The 18,578-nt window shown below is 60.9% G+C and carries 17 protein-coding genes; 12 read left to right on the plus strand and 5 right to left on the minus strand.

What is annotated here, in order from left to right; genetic code table 11:
• Positions 1 to 48: 48 nt before the first annotated feature.
• Positions 49 to 1,191 (minus strand): hypothetical protein, encoded by a 1,143-nt coding sequence (locus B5477_RS03160; RefSeq protein ID WP_079698355.1) that lies wholly within the window; start codon positions 1,189 to 1,191, stop codon positions 49 to 51.
• Between the two features lie 379 nt (positions 1,192 to 1,570).
• On the opposite strand from B5477_RS03160, the gene ligA reads away from it, so the two are divergent.
• The 10 genes from ligA to B5477_RS03210 all read left to right on the plus strand — a co-directional run bounded on the left by ligA (position 1,571) and on the right by B5477_RS03210 (position 13,349).
• Positions 1,571 to 3,556: an NAD-dependent DNA ligase LigA gene (gene ligA / locus B5477_RS03165; RefSeq protein ID WP_079698356.1), complete on the plus strand. Its 1,986-nt coding sequence runs from the start codon at positions 1,571 to 1,573 to the stop codon at positions 3,554 to 3,556.
• A 25-nt stretch (positions 3,557 to 3,581) separates the two neighbouring features.
• Complete coding sequence (gene gatC / locus B5477_RS03170; protein WP_079698357.1) at positions 3,582 to 3,851, plus strand: Asp-tRNA(Asn)/Glu-tRNA(Gln) amidotransferase subunit GatC; 270 nt, start codon at positions 3,582 to 3,584, stop codon at positions 3,849 to 3,851.
• Positions 3,852 to 3,866: 15 nt separating this feature from the next.
• Positions 3,867 to 5,330: an Asp-tRNA(Asn)/Glu-tRNA(Gln) amidotransferase subunit GatA gene (gatA, locus tag B5477_RS03175; RefSeq protein ID WP_079698358.1), complete on the plus strand. Its 1,464-nt coding sequence runs from the start codon at positions 3,867 to 3,869 to the stop codon at positions 5,328 to 5,330.
• 14 nt (positions 5,331 to 5,344) lie between these two features.
• Entirely contained in the window at positions 5,345 to 6,790 is a 1,446-nt protein-coding gene (gene gatB, locus B5477_RS03180; RefSeq protein ID WP_079698359.1) for an Asp-tRNA(Asn)/Glu-tRNA(Gln) amidotransferase subunit GatB, read from the plus strand.
• Between the two features lie 26 nt (positions 6,791 to 6,816).
• A complete protein-coding gene (locus tag B5477_RS03185) occupies positions 6,817 to 7,383 on the plus strand; it encodes a hypothetical protein (RefSeq protein ID WP_143533530.1) in 567 nt (188 codons plus the stop codon).
• Between the two features lie 17 nt (positions 7,384 to 7,400).
• Positions 7,401 to 8,597 (plus strand): aminotransferase-like domain-containing protein, encoded by a 1,197-nt coding sequence (locus B5477_RS03190; RefSeq protein WP_079698361.1) that lies wholly within the window; start codon positions 7,401 to 7,403, stop codon positions 8,595 to 8,597.
• Positions 8,598 to 8,621: 24 nt separating this feature from the next.
• Positions 8,622 to 9,647, plus strand: coding sequence for a tryptophan--tRNA ligase (gene trpS, locus B5477_RS03195; RefSeq protein ID WP_079698362.1), 1,026 nt, complete (start codon positions 8,622 to 8,624; stop codon positions 9,645 to 9,647).
• A 152-nt stretch (positions 9,648 to 9,799) separates the two neighbouring features.
• Complete coding sequence (locus tag B5477_RS03200) at positions 9,800 to 11,194, plus strand: MBOAT family O-acyltransferase (RefSeq protein WP_079698363.1); 1,395 nt, start codon at positions 9,800 to 9,802, stop codon at positions 11,192 to 11,194.
• Positions 11,195 to 11,211: 17 nt separating this feature from the next.
• Positions 11,212 to 12,354, plus strand: coding sequence for a DHHW family protein (locus B5477_RS03205; protein WP_079698364.1), 1,143 nt, complete (start codon positions 11,212 to 11,214; stop codon positions 12,352 to 12,354).
• Between the two features lie 17 nt (positions 12,355 to 12,371).
• Complete coding sequence (locus B5477_RS03210) at positions 12,372 to 13,349, plus strand: type I phosphomannose isomerase catalytic subunit (RefSeq protein ID WP_079698365.1); 978 nt, start codon at positions 12,372 to 12,374, stop codon at positions 13,347 to 13,349.
• 86 nt (positions 13,350 to 13,435) lie between these two features.
• Here the strand turns inward: B5477_RS03210 and B5477_RS03215 are convergent, their stop codons facing one another.
• From B5477_RS03215 to B5477_RS03225, 3 genes are all read right to left on the minus strand, one after another.
• On the minus strand, positions 13,436 to 13,858 hold the full coding sequence (locus B5477_RS03215; protein WP_079698366.1) for a DUF2000 domain-containing protein: 423 nt from the start codon (positions 13,856 to 13,858) through the stop codon (positions 13,436 to 13,438).
• Positions 13,842 to 14,756, minus strand: coding sequence for a DMT family transporter (locus B5477_RS03220; RefSeq protein ID WP_079698367.1), 915 nt, complete (start codon positions 14,754 to 14,756; stop codon positions 13,842 to 13,844). Before B5477_RS03220 ends, B5477_RS03215 begins: the two co-directional genes overlap by 17 nt.
• A 68-nt stretch (positions 14,757 to 14,824) precedes the next feature.
• Positions 14,825 to 15,679 carry an AraC family ligand binding domain-containing protein gene (locus B5477_RS03225; RefSeq protein ID WP_079698368.1) on the minus strand — a complete coding sequence of 285 codons (855 nt, stop codon included), beginning with the start codon at positions 15,677 to 15,679 and terminating at the stop codon, positions 14,825 to 14,827.
• Between the two features lie 277 nt (positions 15,680 to 15,956).
• Here B5477_RS03225 and B5477_RS03230 point away from each other — a divergent pair, with 277 nt between their 5' ends.
• Both B5477_RS03230 and groL read left to right on the plus strand, forming a co-directional pair.
• Positions 15,957 to 16,241, plus strand: coding sequence for a co-chaperone GroES (locus B5477_RS03230; protein ID WP_079698369.1), 285 nt, complete (start codon positions 15,957 to 15,959; stop codon positions 16,239 to 16,241).
• A gap of 41 nt (positions 16,242 to 16,282) precedes the next feature.
• The gene (gene groL / locus B5477_RS03235; RefSeq protein WP_079698370.1) at positions 16,283 to 17,911 is read left to right on the plus strand and encodes a chaperonin GroEL; all 1,629 of its coding nucleotides are present in this window, start codon (positions 16,283 to 16,285) and stop codon (positions 17,909 to 17,911) included.
• Between the two features lie 104 nt (positions 17,912 to 18,015).
• On the opposite strand, the gene B5477_RS03240 is transcribed toward groL, so the two are convergent.
• Complete coding sequence (locus B5477_RS03240; RefSeq protein ID WP_079698371.1) at positions 18,016 to 18,426, minus strand: helix-turn-helix domain-containing protein; 411 nt, start codon at positions 18,424 to 18,426, stop codon at positions 18,016 to 18,018.
• Between the last annotated feature and the right edge of the window lie 152 nt (positions 18,427 to 18,578).

Raw genomic sequence — 18,578 nt, forward strand, 5'->3', positions numbered from 1 at the left:
GGGCCCGGCAGCGAAAGCTGCCGGGCCCTTGGGTATTCTGGCTCCCTGTTAAAACCCCTTGAGAGCGGGATAGCTGCCGTCGGCGATCTCCCAAACGGAGGTATCCCAGTTTTGGTAGGTCGAGGCGGCTTTGAGCTGTGCGTCGGACAGGGCGGTGCCCTTTCCGTTGTTCCAGGCGGAATTGCTCAGAAAATAGCAGTCCGTGACCGTTCCGCTGAACGCCTCGTCCCCCACGATCCCGCCCGGCTGAATCGGAGAGGAGAGCGCGGCCGGGACTGACCAGCAGTACGAGATTGTGCCGCCATGGCAGGAGCCCACGATTCCGCCCGCGCTGTGGTCCGGAGTGGGCGCGCGGAAGGTGCAACCCAGAGAATAGCAGTTGCGTACGGTGGCTCCTGCCTGTAAAACGCCCACCAGCCCCGCCGCGAGGCTAGAATCGACGGTACAGCCGCTGACATAGCAGTTTTCGATCAAGCCGCCCTTGGTCAGGTGACGGGTGATTACTCCGCTGGAATAGTTGCTGAGAGCGGATACGGTGAAATTTTCCAGCCCCAGGTTTTTCACCGTGCCCGAAATTTCCATCATCCAGGACGGACTGGTCTTGGCGTTTCGCACCACATGGTAATCCCCATCGTACACTCCGCTGAAGGTGCCGCTGGGGGAGGCGAGCGCTTTTCCGTCGAAATCGAAGTCGCTGCATTGGATGAAGTGGGCGTCCAGATGGCTTTTAATATGATCGAACTGCGCGGGCGTCGCGACCAGATAGGGCGCGGCGGCACTGCCGTCCCCCGCGAGGAATCCCCCGGCGGCGGGAGTATGCCCGCAGGAGCTTGTTTTTCCGGTGGTGAAGGCGCTTGTGCGGCTGGCGGCGGAATCCAACCCCTCCCGCCCCGGCAGGGGGTAGGCGGTCACCCGCAGGGTATAGTCGTGCTCCCCGGCGGGGTCGTAGAGAAAGGGGAGAAAGACCGAGGACTGGTCCGGCTGTGCCTGCAGCTCCCGGCTGGCGAGCGGCTGGTCGGATGAAAGCTGGGGGTCAAAGACCTCGAAACGGTAGCGGGTGGTGCGCGAAGAGGGAGTAAAGGCAATGTTTATGCCATAGCTGCCCAGTTCCTCGGCCCGTGCGGCGGATACGGGCAGGCTCAGCAGGGCGCAAAGCGCGGTGCAAACGAAGGCGCGGCTGATTCGGTTCATGATATTTCCTCCTTTGGTAACCGGAAAAAGACCTATAGCAAAGCTATCTGGCGGTCCGCCCGCCCGGGCGCAAGGGTGAGAAAACGGGGGATTCCCTTGCAAAAGGAGGAAAAACAGGGTATAATTAGAGTAACTTTTCCAGGACTTGGGATACTTCTGGAAGGGACAGGAAATTTAAATAAGACCGGTGACCGCCAGATAGCTTTTCTGGCGGTCATTTTGCTGAAAGCGGCGTTTTCCCGAAAAAAAGAGGCCGCTCTTTTGCGCCCGGAAGGCAGAAAAACTTGGCATAAGCGGTACAAAACAGGTGAAGGATATGCTATAATAAAATGTACATGCGCGGGGGCAGTCCCTGCGCGGGAAAGGGCGGTCGTTTTCTGTGGAACTCAAGGAAGCCGAAAAGCGGGTCCGCCAGCTGCGGCGCGAGATCGAGCGCTGCAACCGGCAGTACTATCTGCTGGATGACCCGGACATTTCGGATTATGAATATGACAAGTTGACATTGGAGCTGCGCCGTCTCGAAGCGCAGTTCCCCTCTCTCGATTCCCCCGACTCTCCAACCAAGCGGGTGAGCGGGGTGGCGAGCAGCACCTTCGAGAAGGTGGAGCACACGGTCCAGATGGGCTCGCTGCAGGATGTGTTCAGTGTCGAGGAGGTGCGCCAGTTCGTCGAAAAGGTGCTGGCTGCAGAGCCCTCGGCGCAGTTTGTGGTGGAGCCCAAGATCGACGGGCTCTCGGTCTCGCTGGAGTACCGCGACGGGCTCTTCGTGCGCGGGTCCACCCGCGGGGATGGGCAAGTCGGCGAGGATGTGACCGAAAACCTGCGCACCATCCGGTCGATCCCCGTGCATCTGAGCGAGGAGCTGCCCTATCTCGAGGTACGCGGCGAGGTCTATATGCCAAGCACGAGCTTCGAGCGGCTGCTAAGGAGCCAGGAGGAAAAAGGCGAGAAGCCCTTTAAGAATCCGCGCAACGCGGCGGCGGGCTCGCTGCGCCAGAAGGACCCCAAGGTGACCGCCAGGCGGGAGCTGGATGTCAAAATCTTTAACCTCCAGCAGGTGCAGGGGCGGGAGTTTTCGTCCCACACCGAGACCTTCGACTTCATGAAGGGGCTGGGACTGCCGGTCAACGTTTCCTACAACCGCTTTTCGGACGCCGATTCGGTGGCCGACGAGATCGAGCGCATCGGCGCGCAGCGCGACAGCTACCCCTTCGACATCGACGGCGCGGTGGTCAAGGTCGATTCCCTCGCCCAGCGCGAAATTCTGGGCGCGACGAGCAAGTTCCCCCGCTGGGCGGTGGCCTTCAAGTATCCGCCCGAGGAGCGGGAGACCGTGCTCAAGGACATCGAAATCAACGTCGGGCGCACCGGCGCTTTGACTCCCACCGCGGTCTTCGACCCGGTGCCGCTGGCCGGGACCACCGTCTCGCGGGCGGTGCTCCACAACCAGGACTTCATCGACGAGAAGCAAATTTCAATCGGGGACAGGATCGTGGTGCGCAAGGCGGGCGAGATCATCCCCGAGGTGGTGCGCGTCGCCTGGCACGACGGGACGAAGCCTATTTATCACATTCCCGAATACTGCCCTTCCTGCGGGACCAGGACGGTGGTGGACGAGGAGCAGGCGGCCATCCGCTGCCCGAACCTGCACTGTCCGGCGCAGCGCTACCGCTCGATCGTGCATTTCGCCTCGCGGGACGCGATGGATATCGACGGGCTGGGGCCGGCCATCGTGGATCAGCTCCTAAATGAAAAGCTGATCGCCACCCCGGCGGATCTATATACCCTGGAGTTCGACCAGCTCAGAGACCTCGAGCGCATGGGCGACAAGAGCGCGCAGAACCTGCTCGACGCCATCGAGCGCAGCAAGGGCCAGGACCTCGGGCGGCTGCTCTTCGCGCTGGGGATCCGCAACATCGGCGCGCGGGCGGCCTCGCTGATTGCTAGGCACTTCGGCAGCCTGCAGGCCGTGATGGAGGCCGGTGAAGAGGAGATCGCCGCCATCGACTCGGTGGGGGAGGTCATGGCCAGGAACGTCACCGAATTTTTTGCGGATGAGCGCAACCGCGAGGAGGTGCGCCGCCTCATGCAGTACGGGGTCAACCAGCGCTCGCTGGCGGCCCCGGTGGCCGATACCCTCGGGGGGAAGACCTTCGTGCTGACCGGCACCCTGCCCACCCTGTCCCGCGCGCAGGCAAAGGCGCTGATCGAGGCGCAGGGCGGCAAGGTCAGCGGCAGCGTCTCGAAGAAGACCGACTACGTGGTGGCCGGGGAGGACGCGGGCAGCAAGCTGCAGCGCGCGCAGCAGCTCGGGGTGGCCGTGATTGATGAAGATGAGCTGCAGGCGCTGCTGGGACAAAAATAGGAACACCGAAAGGAGTCAGACATAGATGAAGATTGACATTGAAAAGATCGCGAGGCTTGCGAAACTCAAGATCGAGCCGGATAAGCGGGGGATGTTTGAGACCCAGATGGAGCAGATTGTCGCCATGGTGGAGAACCTGCCCGAGATGAGCGAGCGCTACGTCGGGGTGGACCCGGAGAATCCCATGCGGCTGCGCGAGGACGAGGTTCGCCCCTCGATGCGCCGGGACGAGCTGCTCCAAAACGCCCCCAAGGTCCAGGCGGGGTGCGTGGTCGTGCCCAGGACCGTGGAATAGGAAGGGGGAGCGAAAATGCAGTTATATGAAAAGACCGCCGGCGAGCTGCACGACATGCTGAGAAAGAAGGAATGCAGCGCCAGCGAAGCGGTGGAGTCCCTCATAGAGAGGATCGACGCGGTGGAGGGCAAGGTGCACGCCTACCTCACAAAAACGCCCGAGCTCGCGCGCGAGACGGCGAAGAAGGTCGACGAGCGCCTGGCCGCCGGGGAAGAGCTTTCCCCGCTCGCCGGTATTCCGATCGCGATCAAGGACAACATCTGCACAAAGGGGGTGCGCACCACCTGCGCGTCCAAAATGCTTGAAAACTTCGTGCCGCCCTACAGCGCCACGGTGGTCCATAAGCTTGAGCACGCGGGCACGCCGGTGCTCGGGAAGCTCAATCTGGACGAGTTCGCCATGGGGTCCTCGTGTGAAAATTCCCATTTCCAGAATACCGCCAATCCCCACGACCTCGGCCGGGTGCCGGGCGGCAGCTCGGGCGGCTCGGCCGCCGCGCTCGCGGCGGGGGAGTGCACCCTGGCGCTCGGGTCGGACACCGGCGGCTCGATCCGCCAGCCGGCCTCCTACTGCGGGGTCGTCGGGCTCAAGCCCACCTATGGTTCGGTTTCCCGCTATGGGCTGGTGGCCTTCGCCTCCTCGCTCGACCAGATCGGACCGATGGGGCGCAGCGTCGAGGACGTGGCGCTGCTCTACGAGGCCATTAGAGGAATGGACGAGCGGGATTTGACCAGCGCACAGCGCGAATATGAACCGCTTCACGGTCAGCTGGACGGCGGGGTGCGCGGCATGCGCCTGGGCGTGCCCGAGGAGTACTTCGGCCCCGGCGTGGAGGACGAGGTCAAGGAGGCGGTGCGCGCGCAGATAGGGGAGCTTGAACGCAGCGGCGCCGTCATCGTGCCGGTGAGCCTGCCGAGCACCGGCTACGCGCTGTCGGCCTATTACATCATCTCCTCGGCCGAGGCCTCCTCCAACCTCGCGCGGTACGACGGGGTCAAATACGGCTACCGCAGCGAAAACGGGAGCTCGCTCGAGGAGCTCTACCTCAATACCCGCAGCGAGGGCTTCGGCGACGAGGTCAAGCGCCGGATCATGCTGGGGACCTTCGTGCTGAGCTCCGGCTACTTCGACGCCTATTATAAAAGGGCGAAGATTCTGCAGGGAAGGATCGGCCAGGAGTTTGCAAGCGCCTTTGACGCGTGCGACGCCATCCTGACCCCGACCGCGCCCGACACCGCCTTCCGGTTCGGCGAGCACACCGCCGACCCGCTCAAGATGTACGCCAGCGACATCTGCACCGTGACGGTGAACATCGCGGGTCTGCCCGCGGTGAGCGTGCCCTGCGGCAAGGATAAGAATGGCCTGCCGATCGGTATGCAGATCATCGGGCGCAAGTTTTCGGAAAAGACCATCCTCACCGTCGCCAAGGCGGTCGAGACGCTGCGCGGGGGCTATCACTCCCTCCCGCAGATCGGTTAAGGAGGTGCGGGACAATGAGTAAAACGGATTACGAGATGGTGGTGGGCCTGGAGGTCCACGCGGAGCTTAGCACCGACACCAAGATATACTGCTCCTGCAAAAACTCCTTCGGCAGCGAGGTCAACTCCAACTGCTGCGAGGTCTGCACCGGCATGCCCGGCACCCTGCCCACCCTGAACCGCAAGGTGGTCGACTACGCCATCAAGATGGGGCACGCGCTGCACTGCAAGATCAACAACGTCTGCAAGCAGGACCGCAAGAACTATTTCTATCCCGACCTGCCCAAGGCCTACCAGATTTCCCAGTTCGACATCCCGCTGTGCGAGCACGGCTATGTCGATGTGATCCTCGACGAGGAATGTCATCAAAAGCGGATCGGGGTCACCCGGATCCACATCGAGGAGGACGCGGGCAAGCTCATCCATGACGACAGCTTTTCGGGGTCGCTGGTGGACTTCAACCGCTGCGGCGTGCCGCTCATCGAGATCGTCTCCGAGCCCGACCTGCGCTCGCCGCAGGAGGCCAAGGCGTATCTCGACACCATCCGCTCGATTTTGCAGTACCTGGACATCTCGGACTGCAAGATGCAGGAGGGGTCGATCCGCTGCGACGTGAACGTCTCGGTGCGCAAATGCGGCAGCGGGGAGTTCGGCACCCGGTGCGAGATGAAGAACGTCAACTCCTTCTCGGGCGCCATGCGCGCCATCGAATACGAGGCCAACCGCCAGATCGAGGTGCTGGAAAGCGGCGGGACCATCACCCAGGAGACGCGGCGCTGGGACGATCAGAGGGGGCAGAACTTCCTGCTGCGCTCCAAGGAGGACGCGCAGGACTACCGCTACTTCCCCGAGCCCGACCTGCTGACCATCGTGGTGCCCGAGGAACGGGTACAGCAGCTGAGGGAGGAAATCCCCGAGCTGCCGGGCGAGAAGCTGCTGCGGTATGTAAAAGACTTCGGGCTGCCGTATTTCGACGCCAACCTCCTGTGCGAGAGTGGGGAGAAGCGCGCGCTCTTCGAGGAGATCGCGGCGAAGGGCGGCATTGACCTCAAGGCCGCCGCCAACTGGCTCAACGGCGATATCACGCGGATTCTCAATGAAAAAAACAAGACGCTAGCCGAGAGCTCTCTCTCCGCCGACAAGCTGATCGGGATGATCTCGATGATCGAGCAAGGGACCATCTCGAACACTGCGGCCAAGACGGTGCTCGAGGAGATGTTCTGGCAGGATAAGGAGCCCTCCGAGATCGTGGAGGAGCGGGGCCTCGGGCAGATCAATGACGACAGCGCGCTGCAGGCGATCGTGGGGGACGTGCTCCAAAAGAACGAGAAGGTCGTCACGGACTATAAAAACGGAAAGACAAATGCATTGGGCTTTTTGGTGGGCCAGTGCATGCGCGCGACCAAGGGGCAGGGGAACCCGGCGGCGCTGCGCGAGCTGCTTTTAAAGCAGCTGGGCTGAGGGGATAGAAAAGTAGGGGGATATTATTGAAAAGGATTTTGGCAGTATTGGCGGCGCTGTGCGTATTGGGCGGGTGCGCGCGGGTGGCGACGCCGGTTGACCCGCAGGCCACCATCGAGGACCCCCTGCTGCAGGAGGAAGATTCTTTTGCATCGCAGGACGATGCGCAGGCATCCGTGCCGCAGGAGGAGTTCGGGGTCAACGAGGCGGGGGAGTACCAGTATCAAAACGGCGCCATGGGCTTTAAGATCACCGTCTACGGCGACATCGCGCGCAATTTGCAGGTGCTCAAATCCACCGCCACGCGCTACGACGCGGTGGTGCCGCAGGTCCAGTTCGACTACACCACCGCCAACGGCGACATCACCACCATCCTCACCATCCAGAAGCTGCCCAATTCGGTCTATGACCGGATGATCAAGGACGCTTCGATCGACGAGGGGATCATCCCCTTCGACAAAACCACCGACACCCATGTGTTTATCTACTACGCCATCGGCAACGCCATGCTCGAGGACGAGCGGGACAGCCTGTACATCAAGGGCTTCCTCGACAACCTCGATGAGACGGTGGCCAGCTTCGAGTTGATTTAAGAAAGGTGTGAACCGATATGAATTATACGTTTTCAAACAAGATTTCCGGCGTCAAGCCCTCGGCCATCCGTGAAATCCTCAAGATGTCCTCCGACCGCTCGGTGATCTCCCTGGCGGCGGGCAACCCCTCCCCGGATGCGTTCCCGGTGCAGGCGGTGCAGAAGATCAGCGCCGAAATTCTCAGCGAGGACCCCATCCTGGCGCTGCAATATTCGGTCAGCGAGGGCTACACCCCGCTGCGCGAGAAGCTCTGCACCCTCGCGCGCGAGCACTACCACGCCATGGGCGGGGAGGACGATCTGATCGTCGTCTCGGGCGCCCAGCAGGGGCTGGAGCTCAGCTGCAAGGTGCTGTGCAACGAGGGGGACACCCTGATCTGCGAGGACCCGAGCTTTGTGGGCGCGCTCAACGCGTTCCGCACCTACGGGGTCAACCTGGCGGGCGTTGCGATGGAGGAGGACGGCATCTCGATCGGGAAGCTCGAGGAGGCGCTGAAAAAAGAGAAGAACGTCAAGGCCCTTTATGTCATCCCCAATTTCCAGAACCCGTCGGGGATCACCATGAGCCTCGAAAAACGCCGGGCGGTCTACGAGCTCGCCTGCCGCTACGACGTGATCATCCTCGAAGACAACCCCTATGGGGACCTGCGCTTTGAGGGGGAGGCGCTGCCGCCCATCAAGTCGATGGATACCGAGGGGCGGGTCATCTACTGCGGCAGCTTCTCGAAGATCCTCTCGCCCGGCCTGCGCGTCGGGTTCGTGTGCGCCAACAAGGCGATTATCGGCAAGCTGGTCGTCGCCAAGCAGTGCGCCGACGTACATACGCCCATCCTCTCCCAGCTGATCTGCGACCGGTTTTTAAGCGAATATGACCTTGGCAAACACATCGAAATGCTGCGGGATATCTATCGCAAAAAGTGCGCGCTGATGCTCGGCGAGATCGAAAAGCACTTCTCCCCCAAGGTGGCCTATACCCGCCCGCAGGGAGGGCTCTTCGTCTGGTGCACCCTGCCGCAGGGGAGCGACATGCCCGAGTTCTGCCGGCGCGCGGTGGCGGATTACAAGGTCGCCGTGGTGCCCGGTACCGCTTTTTTGGCCGACGAGAGCGCGCCGACCACCTCTTTTAGGCTCAACTACACCACCCCGCCCGACGAGCAGGTGGTGCGGGGGGTCGAAATCCTCGGCAAGCTGACCCGCGAATTCTGCGCGGATTGATTTTATCTTTAAGGGGGACTCGGCATGTCTGAGCAGGTCGCGCCGCAGGAAGCGGCGCAGAAAAAGAAAATCATCTTTTCCGGGATCCAGCCCACCGGCGTGATGACGCTGGGAAACTATCTCGGGGCGGTCAAAAACTGGGTGAAGCTGCAGGAGGACTACGACTGCATCTACAGCGTGGTCAACATGCACGCGATCACGGTGCGGCAGGACCCGAAGGCGCTGAGAGAGAACACCCTGCGCGCCTTTGCGCTGCTGCTGGCCTGCGGGCTCGACCCGGAAAAGTGCCTGATGTTCATCCAAAGCCACGTGAAGACCCACGCGGAGCTCAGCTGGGTCCTCGGCTGCCACACCCAGTTCGGCGAGCTGTCGCGCATGACCCAGTTCAAGGACAAATCGCAAAGGAACGCTGACAACATCAACGCCGGCCTCTTCACCTATCCGGTGCTGATGGCGGCGGACATCCTGCTCTACCAGGCGGATATGGTGCCGGTGGGGGCGGACCAAAAACAGCATCTCGAGCTCAGCCGGGACATCGCCATGCGCTTTAACAACCTCTACGGCAACACCTTCCGGGTGCCCGAGCCCTACATCCCGGAAAATGGTGCGAGGATCATGTCCCTGGCCGAGCCGCAAAAGAAGATGTCCAAGTCGGACGACAACCAAAACGCCTTCATCGCCATCCTGGATAGCGAGGACACCATCATCAAGAAGTTCAAGCGCGCCGTCACCGACAGCGATATGGAAGTCGCCTACCGCGAGGGGAAGGATGGGATCAACAACCTGATGACCATCTACTCCGCCGTGACCGGCAAGAGCTATCCCGAAATTGAGCGGGAGTTCCAGGGCAAGGGCTACGGCGACTTCAAGGTGGCCGTGGGCCAGGCGGTGGCCGACCACCTGCGCCCGGTGCGGGAAAACTTCGAGCGCTTCTACGCCGACAAGGCGTATCTGAAGGAAGTCTATACCGCCGGGGCCGAGCGGGCGCTGCGTCTGTCCGGGCGCACGCTGGAAAAGGTCTACAAAAAGGTCGGATTCCTGCCGGCGTAATGCCAGGGCGCGGGGACGCGGCTGGTCGGCTTTGTCGACCAGCCGGGCCCCCGCGCCTTCCTCGGCCCGTGTGCATAGGAAAGACGGACCGAGCCAAACATGATAGACGTAAGGCCGTCCGGCGGCCAAGTGACAATAGGAGGTAGCGCCCCTTGCTGTTCAGCAGTCTGCTGTTTTTGTTCCGGTTCATCCCGGTGGTTTTCCTCGTTTATTACATCCTGCCCTTTCGCTATAAGAATTTCTGGCTGCTGCTGAGCAGCCTGTTCTTCTATGCCTGGGGGGAGCCGAAGTATTTTCCGATCATGCTCTCCTCCATCCTGGTAAACTACGTTGCCGCCCTGCTGCTCGAGCGCTTCCGGGAGCGGAAGAACCTGCGCCGGGGCGTCTTTATCGTCTCGCTGATCTTCACGGTCGGGTGGCTGCTGCTCTTTAAGTACACCGACTTTTTCATCCAGAACATCAACGCCGTCACCGGGCTTGCCATCCCGCCCTTCCTCTCAGGGCCCGGCGGCAAGGTCATGCTGCCGCTGGGGATCAGCTTCTATACCTTCCAGATCCTTTCCTACACCATCGACGTCTACCGCGGAAAGGTACGGGCCGAGCACAATTTCGTGAATTTCGGCACCTTCGTCACCCTCTTCCCGCAGCTGATCGCCGGGCCGATCGTCAAGTATACCGACATCAACGAGGAGCTGCATACCCGCACCGTCACGCCCCAGATGCTCGGCGACGGGGTGCGCCTCTTCATCATGGGGCTGGGCAGCAAGGTGCTGCTGGCCAACAATGTGGGCGCGCTCTGGGACACCGTCACCCGCCTGGGGTACGCCGAGGTCTCCACGCCGCTTGCCTGGCTTGGGCTGATCGCCTATTCGTTCCAGATTTATTTCGACTTTTCCGGCTATTCGCTGATGGCCATCGGCCTTGGGAAGTGCCTCGGGTTTAACTTCCCGCAGAACTTCAATTATCCCTATATCTCGAAGAGCGTGACCGAGTTCTGGCGCCGCTGGCACATGACGCTGGGGTCGTGGTTCCGCGAATACGTCTATATCCCCCTGGGCGGCAACCGGGTGGGGCGGGTAAGACTTTACCTCAACCTGTTTGTCGTCTGGTTTTTGACCGGCTTCTGGCACGGGGCCAACTGGAATTTCATCTTCTGGGGGCTCTATTTCCTGGTGCTGCTGGTGATTGAAAAGACCTTCCTGCTGCGCCATCTCGAGCGCAGCCGCGTCCTGTCGCGCTGCTATCTGCTCTTTGCGGTGGTGATCAGCTGGGCGCTCTTCGCGGTCAGCGACCTCAGTAGCCTCGGGGCCCTCTTCGGACGGCTCTTTTCGCTGCACGGCGGGGAGGACTGGGTCTACTACCTGCGCAACTACGGCGTGACGCTGCTGCTGTGCGCCTTCTTCTCCACCCCGCTGCTGAAAAAATGGTATGAGCGGATCAAAGACCGCCGCTGGCTCATCACCGCGGGGCTTGCCGCGGTGCTGAGCCTGTGCGTGGGGTACCTGGTGGACGCGACCTACAATCCGTTCTTGTACTTTAACTTTTAGACGAGGAGGTACCCGCCATGCTCAAAAAGACCCTGCGCGCGCTGAGAGAATACCCGTGGGTGATCCTCTTCGCCCTGTTTATCCTCTCTTATACGGTGCTGGACATGTCCTTCACCAACAAGAGCTATTCCGAGCTCGAGAACCGCCCGCTCAAGACCCGGCCCAAGATGAGCTTCTCCACCCTGATGAGCGGGGACTACGACGAGAAGTTCGACGCTTACATCAACGACCAGTTCTTCGGACGGGACGGGTGGATCACCCTCAAGTCCCGCACCGAGTCGGCCCTGCTCAAGACGGAAAACAACGAGATCGTCTATGGGAAGGACGGCTACCTTTTCAAGAAATATGACCGGATCGACGGGGAGAAGTACCAAGCGAACGAGCGGTACATCCGCGAATTTTTCGAGAAATACCCGCAGCAGGAAATCACCTTCTGCGTGGTGCCCAATTCCTATGAGATTTTAAAGGACAAGCTGCCGGTGGGCCTCTCGCTGGTGGACGAGGCCGCCGAGATCGAGCGCCTCTACGCCGGGCTGCCGGATAATGTCACGGCGCAAAACGTTTACTCCACCCTATGGGAGCACAGGGACGACTACATCTACTACCGCACCGACCACCACTGGACCACCTACGGGGCCTATCTGGCGGTGTGCGCCTACGCTGGGGAGCGGGGGATGACCCCACCGCCGCTCGAGGCGATCGACTCGCAGAAGGTGCCGAACTTTTACGGCACCTACTTCTCCAAGGCCAAGAAGGCCGGGGCCAAGGCGGATGTGATCACCTATTACGAGGTGCCGGTGCGTTCGGTCACGGTGGCGGATGAGGAGCGGGACGGGCTTTATGACCTGCAAAAGTTCGAGACGCGGGACAAATATGCCGCCTTTTTGTGGGGGAACAACAACCGTACCGTGATCGAGAGCGACCAAAACCTCAACAAGGTCGAGGGGAAAAAGACCCGGGTGCTGCTGATCAAGGACAGCTACGGCAACTGCTTCGCGCCGTTTTTGTGCTACCTCTACGACGAGGTGGTAATCGCCGACCTGCGCTACCTGCCGAAGGCGAGCGACCTGATGGAAGACGGGCAGTACGACGACGTGCTGCTGATGTATAACTTCGAGTCCCTCGCGAGCGACGGCTATCTCGCGAAGCTGCGCTACTAAAAGAGGAGTGTGACGACATGGAGCCCTTCAAGCTGATCCCGGCCTACAAGGACTATCTCTGGGGCGGGAGCCGCCTGCGCGACGAATACCACAAGGAGACCGGCCTTTTCCCCCTGGCCGAGAGCTGGGAGCTCTCCTGCCACCCCGACGGGCCCAGTGTAGTGGGGAGCGGCCCCTGCGCCGGGACCAGCTTCCCCGAGCTGCTGAGCCGGCGGGGGGAAGCGCTGTGCGGCGCGCGCTGTGCACGCTTGCCCTTCTTCCCGGTGCTCATCAAGCTCATCGACGCCAAGGCCCCGCTCTCGATCCAGGTGCACCCGAGCGATGAGTACGCCCTGGAGCACGAGCACAGCTACGGCAAGACCGAGATGTGGCTGATCCTCGACGCCGAGCCGGGGAGCTATATCTACTACGGCACCGCCTGCCCGCTCGAAAAGGACGAGGTGCGCGCCGCCGTCGCCGCCGGGACGATGGAACGCCTGCTGCAAAAGCGGGCGGTAAGGCCCGGGGACGTGGTCTTTATCCCCGCCGGGACCCTGCATGCGCTGGGGGAGGGAGTGGTGCTCTGCGAGATCCAGCAGAACTCCAACCTCACCTACCGGGTCTATGACTACAACCGCCGGGGGAAGGACGGCAAGCTGCGCGAGCTGCACCTTGAAAAGGCGCTGGAGGTAGCGGACCTTCATCCCGCCGCGGGCAGCTTCGCCCCGAAGGGGGAGGCGCAGGAGCTGGGCGGCGGCGCGATCGTCACCGGGCTCGCCGCGTGCGAGTACTTCCGCGTGCGCCGCCTGGCGCTCTCACACGGCCGCTACGAGGCGGCGGCGGATGGGCAGACCTTCTGCTGCGTGGTTTGTATCGGCGGCGAGATGGAGCTCGTCTGCGGCGGCGAGACGCTTACGCTGCGAAAGGGCGAGAGCGCCTTCATCCCTGCCGACGCGGGGGCGTACGCCCTATGTGGGAGCGGGGAATGCGTGCTCACCGAAATGCCGGAACAATAAAGTGCCGAAGGGCTGCGCCCTTCATGAACGAGCGGGCTGTAGAAGTATCTACAGCCCGCTCGTTTGTTCCCGCAGGAAAACGGATTCTATCTCAGCAGCGGCAGGTTCCCGGTCAGCTTGTTGACGAGCTTTTTATCGCCGCAGATCCCGAGCCCGAAGTAGGCGAGCGCGCCCTCCTCGGTGTTGGCCGCCTTCTCGGTGAACTCGCCGTAGTTCTTGCAGCCTTGCGCCACGTCGGAAAAATCGACCGCCGTCAATTCCGAGAATTGGGGCTGGTAGAGCTGCTCCCGGATCGCCCGGATTTTCTCCCCGTCGGCTTTTAAAACGGGCACCGGCAGCGCGACGATCCCGAGATGGGCCCGGCCGCTCTGGTCCTGGACGTCCGGCCCCACGATTTCGGGATTCAGCTTCCCCAAGGTCATCCCCAGGATGCCCGCCGTATTGGCGATCAGCCCGAGCGGCAGGGCTTCGTCGATGATCATGACGCATTTTTTATTTTGCAGTTCCAACGCGTTCGCACTCCTTTTTTGCTCCTTTGTTTTCCGATAAGAACAGGCCGGCCAGGGTCAGGACGATGCCGCATACCATGCGCAGGGTGATTTCCTCGTGAAGGACCAGGGCCGAGGTGGCCGCCGTGACGACGGGCACCATGTAAATATAGGCGCTCGTTTTGACGCAGCCCAGGATTTTCACCGCGAAATTCCAGGTCACGAAGCAGAGCGCGGAGGCGCCCAGTCCCAAAAACAGGATGTTCAGCAGGACGGCGGGCTCGCAAAACTCTGAGAGGCTGACCTCGAACCCCATGAAATACAGGGCCGGGAGCATGAGGAGCAGGCCGTAGAAAAAGGTGCGCCGCGTCGCCTGGATCGTGTTGCAGCCGAAGGTGCTGATCCGTTTGGTGAGGGTGGAATAGGCGGCCCAGATCACCGCGGCGATGATGGCCAGCAGGTCGCCCAGCGGCCCCAGCCGCAGCGCGCCGCCCTTCCCGAAGTGGATCAGCGCAATGCCGGCCATCGCGATCAAAAAGCCCAGGAAGAAGCGGGCGCCGGGGCGGGGGGCGCGCAGGAACAGGCAGGAGAAGATGGCCGTGAAGAACGGCGCGATGGAGATGATCACCCCGACGTTGGAGGCCAGCGTATAGGTGAGGGCCATATTTTCAAACAGGTAGTACAGCGTCACGCCGCAGAGCCCGGCCGCCAAAAAACAGAGCTCCTGGCGCCTGTCCTTGATGGCCAGCGGGTGCGGGAAGGCGCACCACAGCGCAAAATAGCCGATGGCGAAGCGCAGCAGCAGGATTTCGCTTGGGGTGAAGACACGCAGCAGCACCTTGGTCGAGATAAAGGTGGTGCCCCAGATCAGGGTGGTAACGAAGGCTGCCGCATGCCCGACGAGAGGGGAGCTTTTCATTTTTGTGACCAATCCTTTTTCATAAGTTTTTTGCCGCGGCACAGGCCGCCGCGAGCCCGGCGGGTGGATTATTGGGGCGCTTGCCCATCCGCGCCGGGCGGCGCGTCGGTGAATATCCGCTGGTACTGCTTGGGCGTCAGGCCGATGAATTCCTTAAAGAAGTTGGTAAAATGGCTCTGATCCGAAAAGCCGGCCATGCTGGCCGCATCGATGGGCGCGACCCCCTGCTCCAGGAACCGCTTCGCCCGCTCCAGGCGCACGGTCTGTAAATAGCGGTAGGGAGAGACGCCGACCTGCCGGGTAAAGGTGCGGATCAGGTAGGACTTGCCGAAGCTCGTCATGGAGAGCAGCTCGTCCAGCGTGACGTTCTCACTAAAATGCTGCTCCATATAGGCGCAGAGCGCCTGGACGGTCTGGTCGGGCCCGCGGGCGGCGCTTTCGTCCAGGGGCGCTGCGTAATCCCGCAGGACCTGCTCGAGCAGGAAGTAAAAGGCCTCCTCCTTTTGCAGCCTCGGGGCCTGGGAGAGGATCGCGCCGTAAACCTCGCCGACCGATTGGACGAGCTCGCTTTGAAAGACGACGTTCCTGGTAAAGACCGGGGTAAAGGCCGTCCCGGTGATCTCTTGGGCCGCGGCGCGCATCACCTCGGGCTGGATGTTGAGGGCCCGGTAATCCAGAACCTCACCGCCGAGCGGCGCGCAGAAGTGGTTGTCCCGGGGGCTGAAGAGGATCAAATCCCCGGCTCCCAGGTCGTATTCCTTCCCCTTGCACCAGAGGTGCCGCTTCCCGCCCTCCACGAAGCCGATCACATAGAACTCATGGAAGTGGTTGGGGAATTTCTGAACGATGCCGCTCAGGTTATAGGCCTCGATCCGAAGATCGCGGTCGAAATAGGCGTGCCGCTGTTCCTGTTCGATGGGCATCCGGCGTCCCTCCCTGCTGAATGTTCTGACTGTTATTCTACCACCTTACAGCAAATTTTTCTTGAAGGATATGACACAATGATACCAAAACGGCAGGGGAACTTCCTTCCAGTATTTGAACAATTTGTTAATATTGCGGTGCTGGGCCGGGTTTTTTGCAAAAGGTACTTGATTTTTTTCTAAAAATCAATACAATAGTATTTAGCACTCAGGTTATTTGAGTGCTAACAAAATGTTCATAATTCTCATAGAATCATTTTACAGGAGGTAGTTTATCATGACAATCAAACCACTTGCGGACCGTGTTGTAATCAAGATGGTTGAAGCGGAGGAGACCACCAAGAGCGGGATCATCCTGGCGGGCGCCGCCAAGGAGAAGCCCCAGGTCGCCGAGATCATGGCAGTCGGCCCGGGCGGCGTGGTCGACGGCAAGGAGATCAAGATGGAAGTCAAGGTCGGCGATAAGGTGCTTATCAGCAAATATGCCGGCACCGAGGTCAAGATCGATGATGTGGAGTACACCATCCTGCGCCAGTCCGATATTCTGGCGGTCGTAGACTAACGAAGGAAGCAAGATTAGAGATTGGAAAGGGTTGATTTATCATGGCAAAGCAGATCATCTACGGAGAAGAAGCCAGAAAAGCGCTGCAGATCGGCATCGACAAGCTCAGCGATACCGTTAAGATTACACTCGGACCTAAGGGCAGAAACGTTGTTCTTGATAAGAAATTCGGCGCGCCGCTGATCACCAACGACGGCGTGACCATCGCCAAGGAGATCGAGCTCGACGAGCCGTTCGAGAACATGGGCGCCCAGCTGGTCAAAGAGGTTGCCACCAAGACCAACGACGCGGCCGGCGACGGCACCACCACCGCGACCCTGCTCGCCCAGGCGCTGGTGCGCGAGGGGATGAAGAACGTGGCGGCGGGCGCCAACCCGATGGTGCTCAAGAAGGGCATGAAGAAGGCCATCACCACCGCGATCGACACCATCGTGGGCAACTCCAAGAAGGTCGCCGGCTCGGACGACATCGCGAGAGTCGCCACCGTATCCTCGGGCGACGAGACGGTCGGCAAGCTGATTGCCGAGGCGATGGACAAGGTTTCCGCCGACGGGGTCATCACCATCGAGGAGTCCAAGACCGCCGAGACCTACAGCGAGGTCGTCGAGGGCATGCAGTTCGACCGCGGTTACATCTCCCCGTATATGTGCACCGATACCGACAAGATGGAGGCCGTGCTCGACGACGCCTACATCCTGATCACCGATAAGAAGATTTCCTCCATCCAGGAGATCCTGCCCCTGCTCGAGCAGATCGTGCAGTCCGGCAAGAAGCTGCTGATCATCGCCGAGGACATGGAGGGCGACGCGCTGGCCACCCTGATCGTCAACCGCCTGCGCGGCACCTTCACCTGCGTCGCGGTCAAGGCTCCGGGCTTCGGCGACCGCCGCAAGGAGATGCTGCAGGATATCGCCATCCTGACCGGCGGCCAGGTCATCAGCGAGGAGCTCGGGCTCGAGCTCAAGAGCGCGACCATGGAGATGCTCGGACGCGCCCGCCAGGTCAAGGTCCAGAAGGAGAATACCATCATCGTGGACGGCGCCGGCAAGAGCGAGGACATCAAGGCGCGCATCGCCCAGATCAAGACCCAGATCGAGACCACGACCAGCGACTTCGACCGCGAGAAGCTGCAGGAGCGCCTGGCGAAGCTGTCCGGCGGCGTTGCGGTGATCAAGGTCGGCGCGGCCACCGAGGTCGAGATGAAGGAAAAGAAGCTGCGCATCGAGGACGCGCTCTCCGCGACCAAGGCGGCCGTGGAAGAGGGGATCGTCGCCGGCGGCGGCGTGGCCTTCGTCAACGCCATGCCCGAGGTCGAGAAGATCATGAACGGCCTTTCGGGTGATGAGAAGACCGGCGCTGCCATCGTGCTCAAATCGCTCGAGGAGCCGATCCGCCAGATCGCGCTCAACGCCGGCCTCGAGGGTTCGGTCATCATCGACAAGATCATCTCCTCCGGCAAGGTCGGCTACGGCTTCGACGCTTACAACGAGAAGTACTGCGACATGATCCAGGGCGGGATCGTGGACCCGACCAAGGTTTCCAGAAGCGCTCTGGAGAACGCCTCCTCCGTCGCCTCGATGGTTCTGACCACCGAGAGCTTGGTCGCCGACATCAAGGAGAAGGCCCCGGCCGCTCCCCCCATGCCCGACGGCGGCATGGGCATGATGTAAGCCCCCTGAATATGTGAGTAAGAAGGCTGCAAGCTATGCTTGCAGCCTTCTTTGTGTGCAAAATGGCGTGCTTGTGCGGGGCCTTCCACCCTTATAAGGGTGGATCAGTCATTTTTACTTTTATCGGAAAGAAGGGAGATTCCCACACAGCTTAAACCAAGCCCCAGCATGAAAAAGCCGGAATACAGATCAATGGCTTTTAAAATGGACAGGACCATAACCGCGATTCCCATGGCCAGGGAAACCGCTTTGAAAACAAGGGGGATTATGGCGTTTGCGCCCTTCCTGCTCGGACCGGTCTGGTCTTTCAGTTTGATTTGCATAAGCTGGTCCACCGACACGCCAAAAATGTCCGCCAGCTTCGGCAAGGAATTGATATCCGGATAGGATAAATCCCGTTCCCATTTGGACACCGCTTTATCGGTAACCCCCATTTTTTCGGCCAATTCCAGTTGCGTCATCCCATTTTCTTTCCTCAGTGATGCGATCATTGCTCCAAGTGTTTGGTTTTTCACCGGGCCACCTCCGTTTGTCTGATAACTGTATAGTACCACCCGCTCTTAGTTTTCTCAACCGACCGGTGGTTTAGTGTGATAAACCTGTAGTTTACCTGCCGTATACGCATACATGGCGCAGCAATACCTGACGAAAAAGGGGGGAGCGGCCG

Origin of the sequence: Provencibacterium massiliense (assembly GCF_900169495.1) — a bacterium.
GTDB classification, from domain to species: Bacteria; Bacillota; Clostridia; order Oscillospirales; family Ruminococcaceae; genus Harryflintia; species Harryflintia acetispora.